This window comes from Blastococcus sp. SYSU DS0510, assembly GCF_054050835.1.
In genome coordinates, this window is the sequence record NZ_JBJHAC010000013.1 from 1 (window position 1) to 22,010 (window position 22,010).

The 22,010-nt window shown below is 76.2% G+C and carries 21 protein-coding genes; 17 read left to right on the top strand and 4 right to left on the bottom strand.

What is annotated here, in order from left to right; genetic code table 11:
* On the bottom strand, positions 1-240 hold a 240-nt coding region (locus ACI79P_RS11955), incomplete at its 3' end, for a hypothetical protein (RefSeq protein ID WP_456581271.1).
* Between the two features lie 486 nt (positions 241-726).
* Between ACI79P_RS11955 and ACI79P_RS11960 the strand changes: the two genes are divergently transcribed.
* Positions 727-1,809, top strand: a complete 1,083-nt coding sequence (locus tag ACI79P_RS11960; RefSeq protein ID WP_456581272.1) for a hypothetical protein — start codon at positions 727-729, stop codon at positions 1,807-1,809.
* Between the two features lie 96 nt (positions 1,810-1,905).
* A complete protein-coding gene (locus ACI79P_RS11965) occupies positions 1,906-2,265 on the top strand; it encodes a single-stranded DNA-binding protein (RefSeq protein ID WP_456581273.1) in 360 nt (119 codons plus the stop codon).
* 16 nt (positions 2,266-2,281) lie between these two features.
* Here the strand turns inward: ACI79P_RS11965 and ACI79P_RS11970 are convergent, their stop codons facing one another.
* Complete coding sequence (locus ACI79P_RS11970; protein ID WP_456581274.1) at positions 2,282-3,589, bottom strand: DUF1015 domain-containing protein; 1,308 nt, start codon at positions 3,587-3,589, stop codon at positions 2,282-2,284.
* Between the two features lie 99 nt (positions 3,590-3,688).
* On the opposite strand from ACI79P_RS11970, the gene ACI79P_RS11975 reads away from it, so the two are divergent.
* Together ACI79P_RS11975 and ACI79P_RS11980 are read left to right on the top strand one after the other, a co-directional pair.
* Entirely contained in the window at positions 3,689-4,114 is a 426-nt protein-coding gene (locus ACI79P_RS11975) for a tetratricopeptide repeat protein (RefSeq protein WP_456581275.1), read from the top strand.
* A complete protein-coding gene (locus tag ACI79P_RS11980) occupies positions 4,111-5,220 on the top strand; it encodes an HAD-IIA family hydrolase (protein WP_456581276.1) in 1,110 nt (369 codons plus the stop codon). The genes ACI79P_RS11975 and ACI79P_RS11980 overlap by 4 nt, the downstream gene beginning before the upstream one ends.
* A gap of 11 nt (positions 5,221-5,231) precedes the next feature.
* On the opposite strand, the gene ACI79P_RS11985 is transcribed toward ACI79P_RS11980, so the two are convergent.
* Positions 5,232-5,549, bottom strand: a complete 318-nt coding sequence (locus tag ACI79P_RS11985) for a sterol-binding protein (RefSeq protein WP_456581277.1) — start codon at positions 5,547-5,549, stop codon at positions 5,232-5,234.
* A 191-nt stretch (positions 5,550-5,740) separates the two neighbouring features.
* On the opposite strand from ACI79P_RS11985, the gene ACI79P_RS11990 reads away from it, so the two are divergent.
* From ACI79P_RS11990 to ACI79P_RS12010, 5 genes are all read left to right on the top strand, one after another.
* The gene (locus tag ACI79P_RS11990) at positions 5,741-6,022 is read left to right on the top strand and encodes a hypothetical protein (RefSeq protein ID WP_456581278.1); all 282 of its coding nucleotides are present in this window, start codon (positions 5,741-5,743) and stop codon (positions 6,020-6,022) included.
* On the top strand, positions 6,022-6,819 hold the full coding sequence (locus ACI79P_RS11995) for a TlyA family RNA methyltransferase (RefSeq protein ID WP_456581279.1): 798 nt from the start codon (positions 6,022-6,024) through the stop codon (positions 6,817-6,819). The genes ACI79P_RS11990 and ACI79P_RS11995 overlap by 1 nt, the downstream gene beginning before the upstream one ends.
* Complete coding sequence (locus ACI79P_RS12000) at positions 6,816-7,868, top strand: NAD kinase (RefSeq protein WP_456581280.1); 1,053 nt, start codon at positions 6,816-6,818, stop codon at positions 7,866-7,868. Before ACI79P_RS11995 ends, ACI79P_RS12000 begins: the two co-directional genes overlap by 4 nt.
* Entirely contained in the window at positions 7,843-9,672 is a 1,830-nt protein-coding gene (recN, locus tag ACI79P_RS12005; protein WP_456581281.1) for a DNA repair protein RecN, read from the top strand. Before ACI79P_RS12000 ends, recN begins: the two co-directional genes overlap by 26 nt.
* Before the next feature lie 64 nt (positions 9,673-9,736).
* Positions 9,737-10,456, top strand: coding sequence for a methylase (locus ACI79P_RS12010; protein ID WP_456581282.1), 720 nt, complete (start codon positions 9,737-9,739; stop codon positions 10,454-10,456).
* Between the two features lie 105 nt (positions 10,457-10,561).
* Here the strand turns inward: ACI79P_RS12010 and ACI79P_RS12015 are convergent, their stop codons facing one another.
* On the bottom strand, positions 10,562-11,392 hold the full coding sequence (locus tag ACI79P_RS12015; RefSeq protein WP_456581283.1) for a TetR/AcrR family transcriptional regulator: 831 nt from the start codon (positions 11,390-11,392) through the stop codon (positions 10,562-10,564).
* Positions 11,393-11,557: 165 nt separating this feature from the next.
* Between ACI79P_RS12015 and steA the strand changes: the two genes are divergently transcribed.
* From steA to ACI79P_RS12055, 8 genes are read left to right on the top strand one after another with little or no spacing between them, the layout of a single operon-like run.
* Positions 11,558-12,745, top strand: a complete 1,188-nt coding sequence (gene steA, locus ACI79P_RS12020; protein WP_456581284.1) for a putative cytokinetic ring protein SteA — start codon at positions 11,558-11,560, stop codon at positions 12,743-12,745.
* Positions 12,742-13,689: a copper transporter gene (locus ACI79P_RS12025; protein WP_456581285.1), complete on the top strand. Its 948-nt coding sequence runs from the start codon at positions 12,742-12,744 to the stop codon at positions 13,687-13,689. The genes steA and ACI79P_RS12025 overlap by 4 nt, the downstream gene beginning before the upstream one ends.
* On the top strand, positions 13,686-14,525 hold the full coding sequence (locus ACI79P_RS12030) for a hypothetical protein (RefSeq protein WP_456581286.1): 840 nt from the start codon (positions 13,686-13,688) through the stop codon (positions 14,523-14,525). Before ACI79P_RS12025 ends, ACI79P_RS12030 begins: the two co-directional genes overlap by 4 nt.
* Positions 14,522-16,147 (top strand): murein biosynthesis integral membrane protein MurJ, encoded by a 1,626-nt coding sequence (murJ, locus tag ACI79P_RS12035; RefSeq protein WP_456581287.1) that lies wholly within the window; start codon positions 14,522-14,524, stop codon positions 16,145-16,147. Before ACI79P_RS12030 ends, murJ begins: the two co-directional genes overlap by 4 nt.
* A complete protein-coding gene (locus ACI79P_RS12040) occupies positions 16,140-17,288 on the top strand; it encodes a glycosyltransferase family 4 protein (RefSeq protein WP_456581288.1) in 1,149 nt (382 codons plus the stop codon). The genes murJ and ACI79P_RS12040 overlap by 8 nt, the downstream gene beginning before the upstream one ends.
* A complete protein-coding gene (locus tag ACI79P_RS12045) occupies positions 17,285-19,693 on the top strand; it encodes a hypothetical protein (protein WP_456581289.1) in 2,409 nt (802 codons plus the stop codon). Before ACI79P_RS12040 ends, ACI79P_RS12045 begins: the two co-directional genes overlap by 4 nt.
* Complete coding sequence (locus ACI79P_RS12050; RefSeq protein ID WP_456581290.1) at positions 19,668-21,404, top strand: CTP synthase; 1,737 nt, start codon at positions 19,668-19,670, stop codon at positions 21,402-21,404. Before ACI79P_RS12045 ends, ACI79P_RS12050 begins: the two co-directional genes overlap by 26 nt.
* Positions 21,404-22,006 (top strand): NUDIX domain-containing protein, encoded by a 603-nt coding sequence (locus ACI79P_RS12055; RefSeq protein ID WP_456581291.1) that lies wholly within the window; start codon positions 21,404-21,406, stop codon positions 22,004-22,006. Before ACI79P_RS12050 ends, ACI79P_RS12055 begins: the two co-directional genes overlap by 1 nt.
* Positions 22,007-22,010 lie beyond the last annotated feature (4 nt).

Here is a 22,010-nt window from a genome sequence, read left to right on the forward strand (position 1 = left end):
CGGCCGCAGGGTGATCGTCCCCGTGGTGATTGGCAGGACCGGCGCCCGCAGGGTGACCGTCCGCAGCGGCCGCAGGGTGATCGTCCCCGTGGTGATTGGCAGGACCGGCGCCCGCAGGGTGACCGTCCGCAGCGGCCGCAGGGTGATCGTCCCCGTGGTGATTGGCAGGACAGGCGCCCGCAGGGTGACCGTCCGCAGCGTTCGGACCGTCCCTACGGCGACCGTCCCCAGCGGCCTCAAGGTGACCGTCCGCAGCGTTCGAGCCGCCCCCAGGGGGACTGGCAGGACCGCCGTCCCCAGGGTGACCGGCCTCAGCCGACCCAGAAGGATCGTCCCCGTGGTGACTGGCAGGACCGGCGCCCGCAGGCTGACCGTCCCCAGTGGTCGCAGGGCGATCAACCCCGCAATGACTGGCAGGACCGGCGCCCGCAGGGCGATCGTCCCCAGCGTTCGGACCGTCCCTACGGGGACCGTCCCCAGCGGCCTCAAGGTGACCGTCCGCAGCGTTCGAGCCGCCCCCAGGGGGACTGGCAGGACCGCCGTCCCCAGGGTGACCGGCCTCAGCCGACCCAGAAGGATCGTCCCCGTGGTGATTGGCAGGACCGGCGCCCGCAGGGTGACCGTCCTCAGCGGACCCAGGGCAACTGGCGTGAGCGCCGTCCGGAGGGCAGCCGGTCAGCTGCGGGCACGCAGGACCGGCGACCGCCGGTGCCTGCCGGTCCCGAGGTGCCCGAGTGGGCTGACCCGCGGGAGCTCGACCCCGCCATCCGCGCTGCACTCCGAGGCCTCGACCCGCGGAACTCGGCCAAGGTGGCCGGCCACCTCGTCGTGGCGGGGACGCTGGTCGACGAGGACCCGGAGACCGCCCTCGCCCATGCCCGAGCTGCGCGTGATCGGGCTTCCCGCCTGGCGGTCGTCCGCGAAGCCGTCGGGGTCGCGGCCTACCACGCCGGCGACTACGCCGAGGCTGCCCGGGAGATCCGCGCCTACCGCCGCATGAGCGGTGACCAGGGCTACCGGGCCGTGCTCGCCGACTGCGAGCGAGCGCTCGGGCGCCCCGAGGTGGCGATCCGCCTGGTCAACGAGGCGCTCGGTGAGTCCGTCGACGAGGAGGAGACCGTGGAGCTGCGCCTGGTCGAGGCCGGCGCGCGCCAGGATCTCGGCGAGGGCGCGGCGGCCCGGCTCGTCCTCGAACGGGCGCTCGGCGGGCGCCCGGATCCCTCCTCGCTGGAGGCGGGCGACCCCGGGCAGCTGCGGCTCGCGGCGGCCTACGCCGAACTGCTGCGCTCGCAGGGCGACGAGGAGCGGGCCGACCAGTGGCTCGAGGCCGTCGCGGCGATCGATCCCGAGCTGGCCGGTGAGGACCTGGGCGTCGAGTTCAGCGAGATCGACGCGCCTGGCGAGGAGCTCACCGACGAGGTCCCCGCCCGCGAGGTCCAGGTGGAGGACGTCTCCGGTGACGAGGTGTCCGTCGACGAGGTGCCCGTCGACGAGGTGTCCGGCGACGAGGTGTCCGGGGACGAGGTGTCCGGGGACGAGGTGTCCGAGGTCGAGCCCTCCGAGCACGTGCTGTCCGTCGACGAGATCTCCGAGGACGCGTTCCCCGTCGTCAAGTTCAGTGACGAGGAGCTCGCCGAGGACGACGTCCTGGGCAGCGCGCTGGTCAACGATGCCGGGGAGAGCACCCGGTCGATGACTTTCGCCGAGGAGGTCGAGGCCGAGGTCGCCGAGCTGCTGGGCGAGACCGGTGACGACGACGCGTCCGCTGCCGAGGGGAGCGACGCGGCGGGGGACGAGCCGCAGGGCTGACCGGCAGGAGCGTGCCGCTCGTCCACACCGGGGCGGCGCATCCACAGATGGGCTCAGCAGGGCGCCGTGGGCGCCTCCGCCGAGCAGGCTGCGGTCATGACCGTGGCTGTGATCGATCGCAATGACGTGGTCCTGCGGGGGCGGCTGTCCGCCCCCGCAGAACTGCGCACCCTGCCGAGCGGTGACGCGCTGGTGAGCTTCCGACTGGTGGTGCGCAGGCCGGGCCCGAGCGTGCGTGGCCGGACCGTGGACGTCCTCACCTGCATCACCTACGACCGGGGGCTGCAGCGTCGCGTCGCGGCCTGGCGACCGGGTGACGTGGTGGAGGTCGAGGGTGCGCTCCAGCGTCGCTTCTGGCGCACCGGCTCGGGCACCGCCTCGGTCTGCGAGGTCAACTGCCGGCGCGGACGCAAGATCCCGCGATCGGCGGTGCGGGCAGCCGAGGAGACGGCGTGACGCTGCAGTCCGCCGCTCAGCCCGCGAGTGGGCGCAGCACCAGGCCCGTGCGCGGCTTCGGTACGAAGAGCGTGGACTTGCGCGGCATGCGGGCGCCGGCGCGTGCGACCGCGGCGACGTCGGTGGGGGAGGGCGCGCGCAGCAGCACGGCCACCCCCGCCCGTTCCACCGCGGCGGACAGGGCCTCTTCCAGGCTGTGGGCGATCACGACGGCGCTCACCGTGTCCGGTCGTGCCCACAGCGCCTGCAGCAGCCCGTGGTGCGCCAGCACCACGTCCAGGTCGCGCCACGCCGGAGGCGCCTCGGCCGGGACGGCGGCACGGACCTCGGGTGCGGCAGCGGTGAGCCGCACCAGGCGGCTGCCGTCGCTGAGCAGCAGGCCCCGCTCGGCCGGATCGCCCAGCCACGCCCGCGCGGCCGCGATGACCGCCTCGGTGCCCGTTCCGTCGACCGGCACCTCCGCTGTGACGAAACCGTGGGCAGCGCCCTCGACCGCCTCGTCGAAGGCCAAGCCGGGGACCACGCGGTGGATCGGGTCGACCCGCAGACCACCGGGGCCCATCGGCGTGACCAGCGCGAGGATCGCGTCAGATCCGGCGGCGCCACCGTGGGTGGCCGCATGGGCGCGTGCCGCCGCGAAACGGTGGTGCCCGTCGGCGATGACCGCCCGGGTGCGGGAGAGCGCCTGCGTGGCTGCCTCGAGGGTCACCGGGTCGGTCACCCGCCACAGCCGGTGCAGCACCCCGTCGCCGTCGCGCAGCGCCAGGGTGGGGGCCGTCCGCCGCACCGTCCCGGTCACGAGGGCCACGTCCGGCTCCGGGTCGTGGGCGAGCACGATCGGCTCCAGGTCGGTCCGGGTCGCCGCGAGCAAGGCCCGCCGTCCCTCCACCGCCACGGGATAGGTGTCCTCGTGGGGCAGCACCGCGGCGGAGCCGGCGGCCGGAAGGGCCACCGCACCGAGCCAGCCCACCGTGGCCGGCCCGCCGTCGGCAGGCTGCATCTCGTAGAGCCACAGGGCAGCGACCTCGTCGCGCACGAGCACGCCCTCGTCCACCCACGACGACAACGTGGCGGCGGCGAGGTCGGCGGAGGCGCCACCGGACCGCTCGTCGACCTGGGGGAGGATCAGGCGCACGATGTTGTACGGGTCGGCATCGGCCAGCCGAGCCCGTCCGGCCGGCGTCACCAGGTCGTAGGCTGGCGAGCTGACGCGGGCCAGGTGCCCGGGATCCCGGTCCCGGTAGGTCAGCGCCCGGAACGGCCGGACCTCCAGGCCCGGGCCCGACCTGGGTGGCGTTCGGGGTCCCTCCGACGACGAGTGCACGACGAGGATCGTAGGAGCGCCACCGGCGGTCGTCGTCGGTCGCTCCTCCCGGACCGGCGCACCGGTGGGGTCCGGCAGCGGTCGAGGAAGGGGGCGGCGGTGTCAGCAGCAGGCGCACCGGACGAGCGCGGGGGAGCCCGCGAGGCGCCTGCCGGCGGTGTGTACGACTGGTACCACCGCGGGCTGGAGCTCCTCGCCGACGGGCATCCCGACGCCGCGGCGACGCTCCTCGCCCGGGCGGCGGAGGCGGAGCCGGGATCGCGCAGCGTCCGCGAGGCGCTGGCGCGGGCCCAGTACGACGCCCACCGCTACCCCGAGGCGATCGAGAGCTTCACCCATCTCATCGCCTCCGACCCCGCCGACGACTACGCCCGGTTCGGCCTCGGTCTGGCCGCCAGCCGCGCCGGCGACCTTCCCCTGGCCGCCGAGCAGTTGGCACTCGCCGTCGCCATGCGGCCCGACCTCACCCACTACGCCCGGGCGCTCCGCGAGGTCCGGGCGCGCCGGAGGAGGGGGTCGGCGTGAACGACCGCACTACGCTCCCGGAGCTGGCCGTCGGCTGCCCCGAGCCGCCGGCCCGGCGGTACGACGTGGCGTTGCTCGATCTGGACGGGGTCGTCTACATCGGGCCCGACGCCGTCCCCGGTGTGCCGGCCGCGCTCGCCGGTGCGCGCGCGGAGGGCATGCGGCTGGGCTTCGTCACCAACAACGCCGCCCGCACGCCCGAGCAGGTGGCCGACCACCTGACCGAGCTGGCGGTGCCGGCCAGTCCGGACGACGTCATCACCAGCTCCCAGGCGGCCGCGACCGTCGTCGCGGAGCTGCTCGGCGCAGGTGCGCGCGTACTGCCGGTCGGTGGCCCCGGCGTCGCCGCTGCGCTGGAGGCGGCCGGGCTCAGGGTGGTCGCCGGTGCGGACGACGAACCGGAGGCGGTCGTCCAGGGCTACGGCCGTGAGGTCGGCTGGGCGCAGCTCGCCGAGGCCGTGGTCGCCGTCCGCAACGGCGCCCGGCACGTGGCGACCAACGCCGACGCCACGATCCCCTCGCCGCGGGGCCCGCTGCCCGGCAACGGGGCGATGGTCGCCGTGGTCCGGCAGGTCACCGGGCGCGAGCCGCTGGTCACCGGGAAGCCGGACCCGGCGATGCACGCCGAGTGCGTCCGCCGCACCGGTGCGGTGCGACCGCTCGTCGTGGGCGACCGGCTCGACACCGACATCGAGGGAGCCCGGCGCGCCGGCGCGGCCAGCCTGCTGGTGTTCTCCGGGGTCACCGACCCGGCCACGCTGCTCGCCGCCGGCCCGGAGCACCGGCCCGACCTGCTCGCCGCCGACGCCTCCGGCCTCCTCCAGGGGCACCCGCCGGTGACGGCGGAGCACCGGACGTGGCGGTGCGGCGGCTGGACGGTCCGGCAGGCCGAGGGAGCGGATGCCCTGGAGCTGCGTGGACCCGACGATGTCCCGGAGGGCGCAGCCGGGGCCGGCTCCGACGGGCTGGACGGGTTGCGCGCCCTCTGCGTGGCGCACTGGGCCGGTCATCCCCGGGAGGGTGCGCCGGTGCGCGTGCTGGCCCACGGGCCGGCGGCGAGCACGGCTGCACGGGCCTGGGGCCTGGCAGCGGAGGCCCCGCGCTGACCCGCCCGCCCTCAGATCAGCTTGCGCAGCCTCAGGAGGTCCCGCAGCCCCGCCTCGAGCTTCACCCGTCCGCCGGCCCACGCCGGGCCGAAGGAGAGCCGGCCGTCGGTGAGGGCCACCAGGTCCTCGCTGCTCATGGTCAGCCGGATGTCGGCCTTGGGCACGGCAGGGCCGTCGGGGACCGCGTGCAGGTCCCGCACCGACCCCGAGCTCAGCCGGCCGAGGACCACCTGGTCGAGATCGGTCAGCCGGCAGGAGAGGCTGCGGTCGAGCCCCGCCGCCGCAGGGTTCGCGGCGAGGTCGCCGAGGATCCCCGACAGGGCGGTCATGCACTGGTCCATCGTGGCCACGCGGAGGGATCTCCCCTGGGATCGGCGGTGGGTGCGGTCGCCCGACGCTATCGCGCTGCTCCGTCGGCCCCGTCGGCGTCGTCCCCGGCCGGTAACCTCCGCTGCAGACGGCGGCGCGCCCGCGAGCGCCCGTCCCGGCCCGCCCGCCCCCTTCCCCCGAGAGGTGCTCCGTGACCGAGCCGACCGCACCGCGACCGGTGCCCGGGCCCCACCGCCCTGGGCCCGCGCCGGTCGCCGTCCCCGGGGCAGCGTCCGCGGCGGGCCCGCGGCCGGAGCCGGCTGCCGCGGAGGAGGCGACGGCGACGCCGGCGGCGGACGAGGCCGCGCGCACGGACCGCGGCGGCCGCCGGCTGGACGGTCTCGACGAGCTGCCGGTGTCCGAGCACGTCGCCGTCTTCGAGGCCGAGCACGCGCGCCTGCAGCGCGAGCTCGGCACGATCGACCCGCGCTGATGGCCCGTCGCAGCCGGCTCGACGCCGAGCTCGTGCGCCGCGGCCTGGCCCGGTCGCGCGAGCACGCGGTGACCCTCATCGCGGAGGGGCGGGTCGCCGTCGCGGGTCAGGCGGCCACCAAGCCGGCCACCGGCGTCGAGGCGGGGACCCCCGTCGTGGTGCGGACCGACCCCGACGAACCGTCGTGGGTGTCCCGCGGCGCGCACAAGCTACTGGGCGCCCTGGAGGCCTTCCCCGTCCCGGTCGAGCAGCGGCGGGCGCTGGACGCCGGCGCCTCCACCGGGGGCTTCACCGAGGTCCTCCTGCGGCGCGGGGCGGCCGAGGTCGTCGCCGTCGACGTCGGGTACGGGGAGCTCGCCTGGCCGCTGCGCACAGACGACCGGGTGCAGGTGCACGAACGCACCAACGTGCGCACGCTGACCCCCGAGGCGATCGGCGGTCCGGTGGACCTCGTCGTCGCCGACCTGTCCTTCATCTCGCTCCGCCTGGTGCTGCCGGCGCTCACCGCCTGCGCCCGTCCGGACGCCGACCTCCTGCCGATGGTGAAGCCCCAGTTCGAGGTGGGCAGGGAGCGGCTCGGCGCCGGAGGCGTCGTCCGCGAGCCCGAACACCGGGTGCAGGCCGTCCTGGAGGTCGGGCGGGCGGCGCAGGCGCTGGGCTGGGGCACCGCCGGCGTGGTGGCCAGCCCGTTGCCGGGGCCGGCCGGCAACGTGGAGTTCTTCCTCTGGCTGCGGTCCGACGCCGGGCCGGTCGAGGAGGACGCCGTCCGTCGAGCAGTCCAGGAGGGACCGCAGTGACCCAGCCCAGCACGGCAGCGACCGACGAGCGGACGACCCGGCGGGTCCTCCTCACCGTGCACACCGGGCGGGGGGACATCGTCGAGCTGGCCCGCACGTCGGCGGCGCGGCTCCTCCGCGGCGGCATCGGGGTCAAGGTGCTGGAGGACGAGGCGCCCGACCTGGAGATCCCCGGCGCGGAGGTGGTGCCCTGCGACGAGAACGCGGCCAAGGACGCCGAGATCATCATGGTCTTCGGCGGCGACGGCACCTTCCTGCGCGCCGCCGAGCTCGCCCGGTACACCGACGCTGCGCTCATGGGCGTCAACCTCGGCCGGGTCGGTTTCCTCGCCGAGACCGAGCCCGAGGCGGTCGAGGAGACCCTGACCGCCATCGAGGACTGCGAGTACTCGGTGGAGGAGCGGCTCGCCATCCAGGTCGACGTGGTCGACGCCGGTGGCACGGTCGTCGGTGGGACGTGGGCGCTCAACGAGGTCTCGGTGGAGAAGGCCGAGCGCTCCCGGGTGCTCGACGTCGTCATCGCGATCGACGGGCGGCCGCTGACCAGCTTCGGCTGCGACGGCGTGCTCTGCGCGACCCCCACCGGCTCCACCGCCTACGCGTTCTCCGCGGGTGGTCCCGTGGTCTGGCCCGACGTGGAGGCGCTGCTGCTCGTCCCGAGCAATGCCCACGCCCTCTTCGCGCGGCCACTCGTGACCTCGCCGAACTCGGTGGTCACCGTGGCGGTGCCCGCCGACGGCAACCAGGCGCGGGTGTCCGCGGACGGTCGGCGCACCCTCGACGTCCCCGACGGCGGCCGCGTCGAGGTCCGCCGCGCGAGCCGGCCGGTGCGCATCGCCCGCGTGCACGCCTCGTCCTTCGGCGACCGGCTGGTGGCGAAGTTCGGCCTGCCCGTCCGCGGCTTCCGCGACGCCCGCCACGCCGGCCCCGGCCACGAGCTGTTCACCAGCCGCAACGTGCTCACCCGCGACGTCGTCGTCCCGGACGGCGCGGAGGCCTCGACAGCGGCCCGGGAGGTGAGCGGTGGCGGCACGGACGACGACGTCTGACGAAGGGCCCTCCTGCCCCCCGCACCTCGCTGGCGCTCGGCGCGGGCCCCTGCGGGAGGGCCGTTCCAGCAGGGCGACCGGACGGCTCTCGGAGCTGCGCATCCGCGGCCTGGGCGCGATCGACGACGTCACCCTGGAACTCGGCCGCGGCCTGACGGTCGTGACGGGCGAGACCGGCGCCGGCAAGACGATGGTGGTGACCGGGCTGACCCTGCTCTTCGGCGGGCGGGCGGACCCCGGGCGGGTCCGGGCCAGCGGCCGTGCCGGGGTGGAGGGACGGCTCGAGCTGCCGCCGGAGTCGCCCGCCTGGGCGCGGGCGGCCGACGCCGGCGCCGATCCCGACGACGACGGCAGCCTCATCCTGGCCCGCACGGTCAGCGCCGAGGGCCGGTCGCGCGCCTACCTGGGCGGCCGGAGCGTCCCGGTCGGCGTGGTCGCCGAGCTCGCAGAGAGCCTGCTCGCGGTGCACGGCCAGACCGACCAGCTGCGGCTGTCGCGCCCGGCCGAGCAGCGCCGGGCGCTGGACCGGTACGCCGGCGCCGATCACCTGGCCCTCCTCGACCGCTACCGCGAGGCCCACCGGCGCTGGCGGGAGCTCGCCGCGGACCTCGACCGCCGGCGCGGCCAGGCCCGCGAGCTGGCACAGGCCGCCGACGTGCTCCGCCACGGTCTGGAGGAGATCGCCGCCGTCGCCCCCGAGCCCGGTGAGGACGAGGCGCTGGACACCCAGGCCAAACGGCTCAGCGACGCGGACGCGCTGCGGGCCGCGGCGGACGAGGCCCGCACGGCGCTCGTCGGCGACGTCACCGGTGACCTGGGCGCCGGCGAGGTGCCCCAGGACGCCACCGCGGCGCTGGCGATCGCCGAGCGCGCCCTGGCCGGCTCCGACGACCCGACGCTGGTGATCCTGGCCCAGGACCTCGCGGACGCCGTCGCCGTGGTCTCCGACGTCGCCGGGCAGCTCTCCGGCTACGTGGCCGACCTCGACGCCGACCCCGCCCGGCTGGCCGAGGTGCTCGACCGCCGGGCCGCCCTCACCGCGCTCGTCCGCAAGTACGCCGACCCCGGCGCCGGGGTCGCCGGCGTGCTGGCGTGGGCCGAGGACGCCGCCGGGCGGCTGGCCGAGCTCGACGTCTCCGACGAGGCGCTCGAGGCGCTGGCCGCCGAGCGGGACGCCGCCCGGGCGGAGGTCGACCGGCTGGGCGCCGAGATCTCGGCGGGCCGGCGGGCCGCCGCCGAGGGGTTCGCCACCGAGGTGGGTGGCGAGCTGGCCGGGCTGGCGATGAAGAGCGCCCAGGTCTCCTTCAGCATCGACAGCCACCCCGACGACCCCGGCCCCGAAGGCATCGACGAGGTCGCGCTGCTGCTGGCCGCACACCCCGGGGCCCCGCCCCGTCCGGTGCACAAGGGCGCCTCCGGCGGTGAGCTCTCCCGCGTCATGCTCGCCATCGAGGTCGTCTTCGCCGGCGCCGACCCCGTCCCGGTCATGGTCTTCGACGAGGTCGACGCCGGTGTGGGTGGCCAGGCGGCGGGGGAGATCGGGCGGCGGCTGGCCCGGCTCGCCCGCGACCACCAGGTCGTCGTCGTCACCCACCTCGCGCAGGTCGCGGCGTTCGCCGACACCCACCTCGTCGTCGACAAGTCACCCGACACCGGCGCGGGGGTGACCGCCACCGACATCCGGTCGGTCGACGGTGAGGACCGGGTGCGGGAGCTCGCCCGCATGCTCTCCGGCCTCGCCGACAGCGACACCGGCCAGGCGCACGCGCGCGAGCTCCTCGCCGTGGCGGCCGCCGCCCGCTGACCGGCGTTCCCCGGTGCGGGTGACCGGGGGAGTGCGCGGCGGACGGCCGGGGTAGGGGCTGTCGGTGACGTGCTTCTCCTCGACCGACGAGTCCGCGCACTACGGCTTCTCGGTGTGCATGCTGCTCAGCCAGTACCGCGACCAGCTCGGTTGGGTCGAGGAGGCGGTGGACGAGCTGGGGACCGGTGACGCCACCGCCATCTCCGATGTCATCCGGTCCCTGCCCGGCCTCCGGGTGCGGAGTTACGACATCAGCGCCCCGTCGGTGGAGCAGGCCCGCGCCAACATCGCCGCCCGCGGCGTCGCCGACCGGTACACCGTCGAGCTCGGCGACTTCTTCGACCAGGCCGACTCCGCGGGTGGGCGCCCGGCCCGGACGGTGATCTCCAACCCGCCGTACATCCCCGCCCCCGACCGGGACATCCTGATGCCCGAGCTGTGGGGCGGCGTCCGCGGTAACGACCTGGTGCTGCAGCTGCTCAAGGTCGGCTACACCGACGTGATCACCGCCGTCGCCAGCTACTCCGATCCCGAGACCACCGTGCGCACCGCCGAGGAGCTCGGCTACCGGGTCGTCAACTTCCTCGCCATGGGGCTGGACTTCGGGCCCTACAGCAGCGAGCCCAAGGTGCGCGACCACATCCGCCGGCTCTGCGCCGAGGGCCACGGCTGGGCCGGCGAGGACGGCTACATGGTCGCCGTCGCCCTCTTCACCCGTGACCCCGAGCTGCCCGGCGACCGCGGCGACCAGCTGCTGGGGTCACTGCAGATCAATCCGTCCTGACGAGCGGGGCTCGGAGGGTCCCCCGGGGAACGCTGGGAAACGGCTCAGCGCGACGGGCGGGGGTACGGCACCTGGCCGCGGTCGTCGTCCGGAGGACGACAAGGGCTAGCGTCGCTTGGCGTAACCGGCGAGGCCGAACTGCAGCAGCGCCAGGCCGCGGCGGCCCTGGCGGCGGAGCTCGGCGGCGAGCTCCGGGCCGCTCACCCCGGCCAGCACGCGGTCGCGCGCCAGCTCCAGCAGCGCGGCGTACAGACCCAGCACGGCGTGCGCGGCCAGCCACGGCTCCACCTGCCCCGGCCGCGCGTCGGTCTCCTCGGCGATCAGCTCCGCCAACGAGGTCGTGAGCTCGCCGAGGATCTCCCGCTCGCGCACCTGCAGCGTGCGGCTGCCCCGGATCACCCGCGCCATCCGGGCCACCCCGTCGGCGGCCTCGGGGGTGCCCAGCAGGCTGACCGCGGCCACGACGAAGCTCCCCGCGGCCGCGGCCACCGACTCGCCGGCCGGCCGGCGGCGCACCGCCGCCAGCAGAGCGGCCCGCATCGGCGGGTCGGCGTCGAAGACCAGCCCCTCCTTCACGGGGAAGTGGTTGAAGACGGTCTTCTCCACCACGCCAGCGCGCTGGGCGATCTCCACGACGCTCACCGCGTCGAAGCCCCGCTCCTCGAACAGCTCCGTGGCGGCGTCGACGATGCGCTCCCGCGTCTGCTGCCGCCGGTGCTCCCGGATCCCCTGCCCCCGCCGCTTGCGCGGGCCGCGCACCCGCTCCGCCTCGTCCGCCTCCGGCGGCGCCGGCGGGGCAGGGGGCGCGGCGGGGGCCGCGACCGGGTCCGGGGTGGGAACAGCCCTGATCACCGCGGTGCCGGCGGGCACCGGGGCGGCCTCCTCGACCTGCGGGAGGGACGCGTCGGTCGTCAGGGCTGCGGCAACACCAGTCACACGGGCAACGCTAGTCACGACTCGGTAACGGTTCCGCGAAGGCGGCCGACACGGCGAGCCCGGCGTGTCGGCCGAAGGTGGTGTCGGACACGCTGCGTGACCGGGGCGTCGCCGAGGCGCGTCGGAGGATCGGCCCGGCCGCCGAGCGTGGCAGCATGCAACGTCATGCGCATCGGCACCGTTCGCCGCGGCCGGGCTCACGAGGCGGGGCCCGGTACCGCCGGCACCGTCCGCCTGGACCGGCGCACCAAGAACCTGACGAAGCGGCTGCGCCCCGGCGACATCGCCGTCATCGACCACGTCGACATCGACCGCGTGAGCGCCGACGCGCTGGTGGGCTGCAAGGTCGCCGCCGTCGTCAACGCCGCGCCCAGCATCTCCGGCCGCTACCCGAACCTGGGCCCCGAGATCCTGATCAACGCCGGCATCCCGCTCCTGGACGACGTCGGCAAGGACGTCTTCGCGAAGGTCAAGGAGGGCACCGAGGTCCGCCTCGACGGCGGCCGCCTGGTCGACGCCGAGGGCACGGTCCTCGCCGAGGGCACCGAGCACGACGCCGGGACGGTGGCCGCCGCGATGGCCGAGGCGAAGGCCGGCCTCTCGGTGCAGCTGGAGGCGTTCGCCGCCAACACCATGGAGTACATGAAGCGGGAGCGCGCGCTCCTGCTCGACGGCGTCGGCGTCCCGGACGTGACCACGAAGATCGAGGGCCGGCACGTGCTCGTGGTCGTCCGCGGCTACGACTACAAGGAGGACCTGCACGCCCTCCGCTCCTACATCCGCGACTACCGCCCGGTCCTCATCGGCGTGGACGGCGGCGCGGACGCGCTGGTCGAGGCGGGCTACTCGCCGGACATGATCATCGGCGACATGGACTCCGTCAGCGACGACGTCCTGCGCTCGGGCGCCGAGGTGGTCGTGCACGCCTACGCGGACGGCCGCGCACCCGGCCTGGCCCGCGTGCAGGACCTCGGCGTCGAGGCCATCACCTTCCCGGCGGCCGCCACCAGCGAGGACATCGCGATGCTCCTCGCCGACGAGAAGGGCGCGACGCTCATCGTCGCCGTCGGCACGCACGCCACGCTCGTCGAGTTCCTGGACAAGGGACGCGGGGGCATGGCCTCGACCTTCCTCACCCGCCTGCGCCTCGGCGGCAAGCTCGTCGACGCGAAGGGCGTCAGCCGGCTGTACCGCAGCCGCATCTCGACGACCGCGCTCGTGGTCCTGGTGATCGCCGCCTTCGTCGCCATCGGCTCGGCCCTCGCCCTGTCCGCGGCCGGGCGGGTCTACCTGGACCTGCTGCTCGACCAATGGAACAGCTTCATGTTCTGGCTGGAGAACCTCTTCACGTGATCGACTTCCGTTACCACCTGGTTTCGCTGATCGCGGTGTTCCTCGCGGTGGCGCTGGGCATCGTCATCGGGACGACGGCGCTCAACGAGCCGATCCTCGCCGACATCGAGAACCAGGTGGCCCAGCTCGAGCAGGACAAGCGGGACCTCGAGGACCAGACGCGGGACCTGCAGGCACGTCTGGACACCTCGCAGGAGTTCGAGGAGGCCGTCGCCGGGCCCCTGGTCGACGGGACGCTCACCGACCGCTCCGTGCTGCTCGTCCCGACCAACGAGAGCGTCACCCCCGAGACGGTCGAGGCGGTCACCGAGCTGATCGAGGAGGCCGGCGGTTCGGTCAGCGGCGTGGTGCGGCTCCAGCCCGAGTACAGCGACCCGGCGACCGCCTCCGCCCTGCAGAGCTTCGTGACCGGCGCCGGGCTGCCCGCCGGCGTCCAGCTGCCCGAGAGCGGCGACGCCGGTGTCCTCGTGGCCGGCCTGCTGTCGCAGGTGCTGATGATCCCGCCGGACGGCCCGGCGCCCGACACCGCCGCCGTCTCCTCCGTGCTGGCCGGCCTGAGCTCGCTGGACGTCCTCGTCCCCGAGAGCACGTCGGTCTCGCCCGCCGACCACGCGGTGCTGCTCACCGGCAGCGGGTTCACCGGCGACGACGCCGACACCCGCAACGCCGCCCTGGTCGAGCTGGCCGCCGCCCTCGACGCGCAGGGCCGGGGAGCCGTGGTGGCCGGCGACGCGCCGTCGGCCCGCCCGAACGGGCTCATCGGCGCCGTGCGCGCGGACCCGGCGCTCGCCGACGCGATCTCCACGGTGGACAACGTCGCGGCCGTCGTCGGGCGGATCAGCACGGTGCTGGCGCTGGGCCAGGAGTCACAGGGCACCTCGGGCATGTACGGGACCGGCGAGGACGCCCAGCCGGTGCCGCCGCTGCCCACCGGCGCGCAGTGAGCGCCCGGCGCACCGCGCTCCCCGCCCTCGCCGGGGCCGGGGCGGCCCGGGTCGCCCTGGCGGTCGCCGCCCGGCTCGCGGACCGTCCCGCCGGCGGCCCCTGGCGGCGCACGAACTACGCCGGCCGGCCGGTCAGCCTGCTCGGCGGCCCCGCGCTGGCGCTGTCGGCGACGGCGACCGCGGCGCTGGGCGCCCCGCCCGGCACCCGGGCCGCCGCGGCGGTGGTCGGCGCCGTCTCCGGCCTCGTCGGCGGGTACGACGACCTCGCGGGCGCCCGGCCGGAGCAGGCCCGCGACAAGGGGCTCGCCGGCCACCTGCGGGCCCTGCGTGAGGGCCGCGTCTCGGCGGGCGCGGTCAAGGTCGCCGGCATCGGCGCCGCGGCCGCCGTCGCCGCGCTGCTCACCCGTGGTCCGGGGCGGGGCCCCGGCGCGCTCGTCGACGCCGTGCTCACCACCGGGCTCGTCGCCGGCACCGCCAACCTGCTCAACCTGCTCGACCTGCGGCCGGGGCGCGCGGCCAAAGCCGGCGCCGTCGCGGCGGCCACCGGCCTCGGCGGCCCCTCCGGCGCCCTGGTGGCGGGGCCCCTGGGCGCGACCCTGGCCGTCCTGCCCGACGACCTCGGCGAGCGGGTCATGCTCGGGGACAGCGGGGCCAACGCCCTCGGTGCGCTGCTGGGCCTGCGGCTGGCCGCCATGCCCTCCCGCCGGGCACGCGCCGGCTCGCTCGCCGTCGTCACCGGGCTCACCCTCGCCAGCGAGCGGATCAGCTTCACCCGGGTCATCGAGGCCACGCCGGGCCTGCGGGAACTGGACCGCCTCGGTCGCCGATCCTCGTGACCACGCGGCAGGTGGCCCGCGGGGTGGCCGGGGCCGCGGTGCTGATCGCGGCGCTCACCGTCCTGGCCCGGCTGGCCGGGTTCGGGCGGACGCTGGTCTTCACCAACACGGTCGGCCCCGACAGCACCGGTGACACCTACCTCGCGGCCAACAACGTCCCGAACATCGTCTTCGAGGTCGTCGCCGGTGGGGCGCTGGCCAGCCTCGTCGTCCCCATGCTCGCCGGTGGCATCGCCGCCGGGGACCGCGAGCAGGTGCGGCGCACGGCCTCGGCCCTGCTGGGCTGGACGCTGCTGCTGCTCGTCCCGCTCGCGGTCCTGCTCGCGCTGCTGGCCGAGCCGATCGCCCGGCTGCTCCTCGGTGCCGAGGACCCGGAGCAGGTCGCGCTGGCCGCCCGCTTCCTGCTGGTCTTCGCCCCGCAGGTCGTCCTCTACGGCATCGGCATCGTCCTGACCGGCGTGCTCCAGGCGCACCGGCGCTTCGCCGGCCCGGCGCTGGCGCCGCTGCTGTCGAGCGTCGTCGTGGCGGGGGCCTACCTCACCTTCGCGGCCATGGGCGGCGGCCAGGAGGTGGCCGGGCTCTCGACCCCGGCCGAGCTGGTGCTGGGCGTGGGGACGACGCTCGGCGTGGTGGCGCTGAGCCTGAGCCTGCTGGTGCCGCTGCGGGGGCTGCGGCTGGGCCTTCGGCCGGCCCTCCGCTTCCCGGTCGGCGCCGCCCCGCGGGTCCGCCGCCTCGCTCTGGCCGGCGTCCTCACCCTGGCCGGTCAGCAGCTGGTGGCCGTGGTCGCCATCCGGCTGGCCAACAGCGGGGCGCCCGACGGCACCCAGGTCGTCTACGTCGCCGGTCTGACGGTCTTCCTGCTGCCCTGGGCGGCGCTCGCCGTGCCGCTGGCGACCTCGGCCTACCCGGGGCTGGCCGAGCGCGCCGAGAGCGGCGACGAGACCGGCTACCGCCGCGCCCTGGCCCCCGTCGTCGTGCTCACCGTCGCGGCGTCCGCCGTCGCCACCGCGGTCCTGGTCGCCGCCGCGGGCCCCGTGGCGCGGGTCTTCCTCGTCTCCGGGACCGACCGCGAGGTCGCGGCGCTGCGCGACACGATCGTCGCCTTCGCACCCGGCCTGCTCGGCTACGGCCTGGTCGCCGTCCTCACCCGCGCGCTCTACGCCCGGGGGCTGTGGAAGGCGCCGACGGCGTGGGTGCTGGGCGGCTGGCTGCTGGCGGCCGGTGCCGACGTCGTGCTGGCCCGCGCGCTCCCCGCCGCCGACCGGGCCGCCGCGCTGGCCCTCGGCCACACCCTCGGGGTCACCGTCGCCGGCGCGGGGCTGCTGGTGGCCGTCGTGCGGGCGGCGGGCCGGCCGGCGCTGCACGGCCTGTCGCGCAGCGGCCCCGCCGCGGTGCTCGCCGCGGGCCTGGGCGGCGCGGCCGGGCTGTGGGTCGCCCGTGCGCTGGGCGCCGACCGCGTGCCCGATGCGGGGCTGCTCCTCGCGCTCGCCGCCGGGCTCCTCGCCGGGGGCGTCGTGCTGGTCGTCGCGCTGGCGGTCATGATGGGGACGGCCCGTGCGCAGCTCGTGGGGGCGCTCCGGGAGTTGCGGACGACGGACCGGCAGGAGGTGCGCGGTGGCTGAGGCGCCCCTGCGGGAACGCCGCGTCACCGAGGTGCTGGCCACCAGCACCGGCGGGGTGGGCACCCACGTCCGCTCGCTGGTGCCGCCGCTGCTCGCGGCCGGCGCCGACGTCGGGGTCTGCGGGCCGGCGGCCACGGACGCGCTGTTCGGCTTCTCCGGCCGGGGCGCCCGCTTCACCCCCGTGGAGATCTCCGCGGGCCTGGCCCCGGCCGCGGACCTACGGGCGGTGCGGGCGCTCCGCCGCGCGCTCGCCGGCACCGACCTCGTGCACGCCCACGGACTGCGGGCCGGGCTGGTCGCCGCGGCCGCCCGCCGGCTGGCCGGCGGGACCGTCCCCCTGGTGCTCACCCTGCACAACGCCCTGCCCGACGGCGGCGGGCTGCGGCGCCGGGTCCTGCAGCGCGCCGAGCAGGCCACCGTGCGCGCCGCGGACGTGGTCCTCGCCGCCTCGGCCGACCTCGCGGAGAACGCCCGGCGGCTGGGGGCGGGCGACGTGCGGGTCGCCCCGGTGTCCGCACCGCCGCTGCCCCCGGCCACCCGCCCCCCGGCGCAGGTCCGCGCCGAGCTCGGCCTCGAGGACGACCGCGCGCTCGTCGTCGCCGTGGGGCGCCTCCACCCGCAGAAGGGCTACGACGTCCTGCTGGACGCGGTGGCCCGCTGGTCGGCCGACCAGCGGGTGCGCCCGGCGCCGTCGGTGGTGATCGCCGGGGACGGGCCGCTGCACGACGAGCTGGCCCGGCGGATCCGCGCCGAGGCGCTCCCGGTCGCGCTGCTCGGCCGCCGGGACGACGTCGCCGACCTGCTCGGCGCCGCCGACCTCTGCGTGCTGCCCTCGCGCTGGGAGGCGCGCTCGCTGACCGCGCAGGAGGCCCTCCGCGCCGGGGTGCCGCTGGTCGCCACCCGCACCGGCGGGCTGCCGGAGCTGCTCGGGGACGCCGCCGAGCTCGTGCCGGTGGGCGACCCGGTGGCGCTGGCCGAGGCCGTGGTGCGGGTGCTCTGCGACAGCGCGCACGCCGCGGACCTCGTGGCGGCCGGGTCCCGGCAGGCGGCCGGCTGGCCCGACGAGGAGGCCACGGCCGCGGAGCTGGTCGCGATCTACGGCGAGCTGCTCGGGACGCCACCGGCCCGGCCCACGGCATGACCGGGGCGGCGGTGCGGGTGGCACGCCGCGCGGCGGCGCTCGTCGTGCTGGTGCTGCTCCTGGTCGCCCTGCCGGCCGGCGCCGCGGCGGTGACCGGCGACGAGGGCCACGGCGCCGACCGGGTGGTCGTGGTCGGGATCCCGGGGCTCACCTGGTCCGACGTGGACGCCGTCTCGACGCCGCACCTGTGGTCGCTGGCGGAGGGGGCGGCGATCGGGTCGACGTCGGTGCGCGCGGCCCGCTCCACCAGCTGCGTGCTGGACGGCTGGGCGACCCTCGGCGCCGGGAACCGGGCGCGCTTCCCGGGCACCGACGAGGGGCTCCCGCCGGTCCCGCTGCCCACCCTGCCCGACCCGGAGGCGCCCGAGGGCGACGCCGACGAGGAGGTGCCCGGGGACGGCGAGGCCGCCGAGGAGCCCCGGCTGGACACCTCGCTGACCCGCTGCGGGCTCCAGGAGCGGGTGGCCGCGGTGGCCCTGGGCGACCCGCAGGCCACCGTCGCCCGGATCGCCGAGGACGAGGGCACCGTCCGCTTCGGCGCCGAGCCCGGCGCGCTGGGGGAGGCGGTCGGCTGCGCCGCGGTGTCCGGCCGCGCCGCCGCGCTGGCCGCCGCCGCGGAGGGGGTGCCGCTCACCACGGTGCCCACCCTGCCGGCCGACCCGGGGGAGCTGGTCGAGCTGCTGACCGCCTGCCCGCTGAGCCTGGTCTCCCTCGACCAGCTCGCCGACGCCGGCGCCCCCGGTGCCGAGCCGACCGACGACGGCACCCGGCCCGAGCCGCGGGCCTCCGCGCTGACCCGGATCGACGACGCGCTGGGCCGGCTGCGGGCCGCCGTCGACGCGCTGCCGGGGGAGACGCTGCTGCTGCTGGCCGGCATCTCGGAGGTCAACGACGGCCGCCCGCAGCTGCACGTCGGCATGGCGCAGGGCCCCGGGTTCGAGGCGGGCTGGCTGACCTCGTCGAGCACCGGGCGGGTGCCGTTCGTCCAGCTCATCGACGTCGCCCCCACCGCCCTGCGCGCGCTCGGCCTGGACCCGCCGTCGTCGATGAACGGCCAGCCGTGGCGCAGCACGGGGGAGCGGCCTCCGCTGGCCGAGGCGGTCGCCGAGCTGGAGCGGGTCAACACCGCGGCGATCACCCACCACCGCAACACCGGCGTCTTCTTCTGGACCTTCGTGCTCGTCGGCGCGGCCGTCGTCGGGCTGGGCGTGCTGGTGGTGGGCAGCCGGCGGCGGGGTGCCCGTCCCGGGACCTGGCCGCCGGCCCGCCGGGCGCTGCGACTGCTCTGCCTGGCCGCCGCCGGGCTGCCGGTGGCCACCTACCTCGCGGGGCTGGCGCCGTGGGAGCGGGCGCCCGCGCCGCTGGCGGCCCTGGTGGCGTCGGTGGTCGTCGCCGACCTGCTGGTGCTCGCGGCGGCGGTGCTGGGGCCCTGGCGCCGGCACCGGCTGGGCCCGGCGCTGGCCGTCCTGGTGCTGACCCTGGTCACCCTCGTCGGCGACGTCCTCACCGGCTCGAGGCTCGAGCACAACGGGCCGCTGGGGTACGACGCGATCGTCGCCGGGCGGTTCACCGGCTACGGCAACCTCACCTTCGGTCTGCTGTCGGTGAGCGCCCTGGCCGTCACCGCGGCGCTGGCCGCCGCGGTCGGGCGCCGGTCGGCCCCAGAGCGACGGCGCCGCCGCACGGGCGCCGTGGTGGTGGGCGCCGGGTTGCTGGCCGTCGTCGTCATCGGGGCCCCACCGCTGGGTCGGGACTTCGGCGGCGTCCTGGCGGCGCTGCCGGGCTTCCTGCTGCTGGCGATGCTGCTCGCCCGGGTGCGGGTGACGGTCGTCCGGATGGCGGGGGTCCTCGCGGCCGCGGTGGTGGCCGTGAGCACGGTGGCGGTGCTCGACTGGCTGCGGCCGCCCGCGGAGCGCACCCACCTGGGCCGGTTCGTCGAGCAGGTGCTCAGCGGCGAGGCGCTGACGGTGGTGAGCCGGAAGGCGCAGGCCAACCTCGGCATCCTGCTCGGCAGCCCGCTCGCCTGGATGCTGCCGGTCGCGCTGGTCGCCGCCGTCTGGCTGCTCCGCCCCGGCGGGCCGCTGCGCAGCGTCGCGGCCGGGCCGGGGCGGCCGCCGAGCGGGCCCGCCGGGCTGCCGCCCGCCGACGCCGCCGTGCTGCGCGCGGTGCTGGTGTCGATCGCGCTGAGCCTCACCATCGGGGCGGCGGTCAACGACTCCGGCGTCGCCCTGCCCGCGACCGCGGCCGCCCTGCTGGTGCCCCTGCTCGTGTGGCTGGCCGCCGGCCGCGAGGACGACCTCCCCGGCACACGGGAGGCCGCGGGCGGCGCGCCCCGCTCCGGTCCGGCCGACGGCGCGGATCGTGTTACGGTCGTCTCCCGTGGATCGACCGTCGGGAACACGTGATCACTCGGGTGGCAGCCTCCTGCTCCACAACAACCAGCCGACGAAGTTCGTCTTCGTCACCGGCGGGGTCGTCTCCTCGCTCGGCAAGGGCCTGACCGCCAGTTCGCTCGGCACGCTGCTGGCCAGCCGTGGCCTCCGCGTCACGATGCAGAAGCTCGACCCCTACCTCAACGTGGACCCGGGGACGATGAACCCGTTCCAGCACGGTGAGGTGTTCGTCACCGAGGACGGCGCGGAGACCGACCTGGACATCGGTCACTACGAGCGCTTCCTCGACACCGACCTCTCCGGCCGGGCGAACGTCACGACCGGGCAGGTCTACTCCGACGTGATCGCCAAGGAGCGGCGCGGCGAGTACCTCGGCGACACCGTCCAGGTCATCCCGCACATCACCAACGAGATCAAGGCCCGCATCCTCGCCGGCGCGGACTCGGCGGAGCGGGTCGACGTGGTGATCACCGAGATCGGCGGCACGGTCGGCGACATCGAGTCGCTGCCCTTCCTCGAGGCCGCCCGCCAGGTGCGCCACGAGATCGGCCGGGACAACTGCTTCTTCCTGCACATCTCGCTCATCCCCTACATCGCGCCGTCGGGCGAGCTGAAGACCAAGCCGACGCAGCACTCGGTCGCCGCCCTGCGCAGCATCGGCATCCAGCCCGACGCGCTGGTCTGCCGGTCGGACCGGGAGATCAACGAGGGCCTCAAGCGCAAGATCAGCCTGATGTGCGACACCGACCCCGAGGGGGTCATCTCCTGCCCCGACGCGCCGTCGATCTACGACATCCCGAAGGTGCTGCACCGGGAGGGCCTGGACGCCTACGTCGTCCGCCGGCTGGGGCTGCCGTTCCGCGACGTCGACTGGACGGTGTGGGGCGACCTGCTCGACCGCGTCCACGCGCCGAAGCAGACGGTGACGATCGCGCTCGTCGGCAAGTACATCGACCTGCCCGACGCCTACCTGTCCGTGACCGAGGCGCTGCGCGCCGGCGGCTTCGCGCGCCGCAGCAAGGTGCAGATCCGCTGGGTGCCCTCCGACGACTGCGAGACCCCCGAGGGCGCGGAGAAGGCGCTGGCCGGCGTCGACGGGGTCTGCATCCCCGGTGGCTTCGGCGTGCGGGGCATCGAGGGCAAGCTCGGCGCCATCCGGTACACCCGCACCAACGGCATCCCGACGCTGGGGCTGTGCCTGGGCCTGCAGTGCATGGTCATCGAGTACGCCCGCACCGTCGCCGGCCTGGAGAAGGCCAACTCCGCGGAGTTCGACCCCGAGACCCCCGACCCGGTCATCTCCACCATGGCCACCCAGCTCGACGTCGTCGCGGGCCGGGGCGACATGGGCGGGACCATGCGGCTGGGCAGCTACCCGGCGAGCCTGCAGCACGGCTCGGTGGTGGCCGCCGCGTACGGCTCCACCGAGATCACCGAGCGGCACCGGCACCGCTACGAGGTGGCCAACGCCTACCGCGACCGGCTCGGCGAGGCCGGGCTGGTCTTCTCCGGCACCTCGCCCGACGGCCTGCTGGTGGAGTTCGCCGAGCTGCCCCGCGAGACGCACCCCTTCTTCGTCGGCACCCAGGCCCACCCGGAGCTCAAGAGCCGCCCGACCCGGCCGCACCCGCTGTTCGCGGCGTTCGTGCGGGCCGCCGTCGAGTACCAGGAGTCCGCGCGGCTGCCGGTGCCGGTCGACGAGGCCGAGAAGGTCGGCATCTGATGGGCCAGGGGGAGCCGGACGCGCACGAGTACCGCGTCCTGGCCACCGAGCCGGTGTACGAGGGCCGGGTCATCAGCCTGGTCAAGGACACCGTGGCGATGCCGGGCGGCGGGGACAGCGTCCGCGAGGTGGTGCACCACCCGGGGGCGGTGGCGGTCGTGGCGCTGACCGACGCCGACGAGGTGGTGCTCCTCCGCCAGTACCGGCACCCGGTCGGTGGGTACCTCTGGGAGCTGCCGGCCGGGCTGCGGGACGCCGACGGCGAGCCGCCGCTGGAGACGGCGAAGCGCGAGCTTGCCGAGGAGGTGCGGCTCTCGGCGGCCCGCTGGTCGCTGCTGACCACCCACTACAGCTCGCCGGGCTTCTGCGACGAGCAGGTGCTGGTCTACCTCGCGGAGGGGCTCACCGACGTCGACCGACCCGAGGGCTTCACCGTGGAGCACGAGGAGCTGGACATGACCGTCGAGCGGGTGCCCCTCGCCGACGCCGTCCAGCAGGTCTTCGACGGCGGCATCCGCAACGTCGCGGCCGTCGTCGGGCTGCTCGCGGCCGCCCAGGTGCGGGCGGCCGGTCCGCGGCTGCGCCCGGTCGACGCGGGGTAGGCGA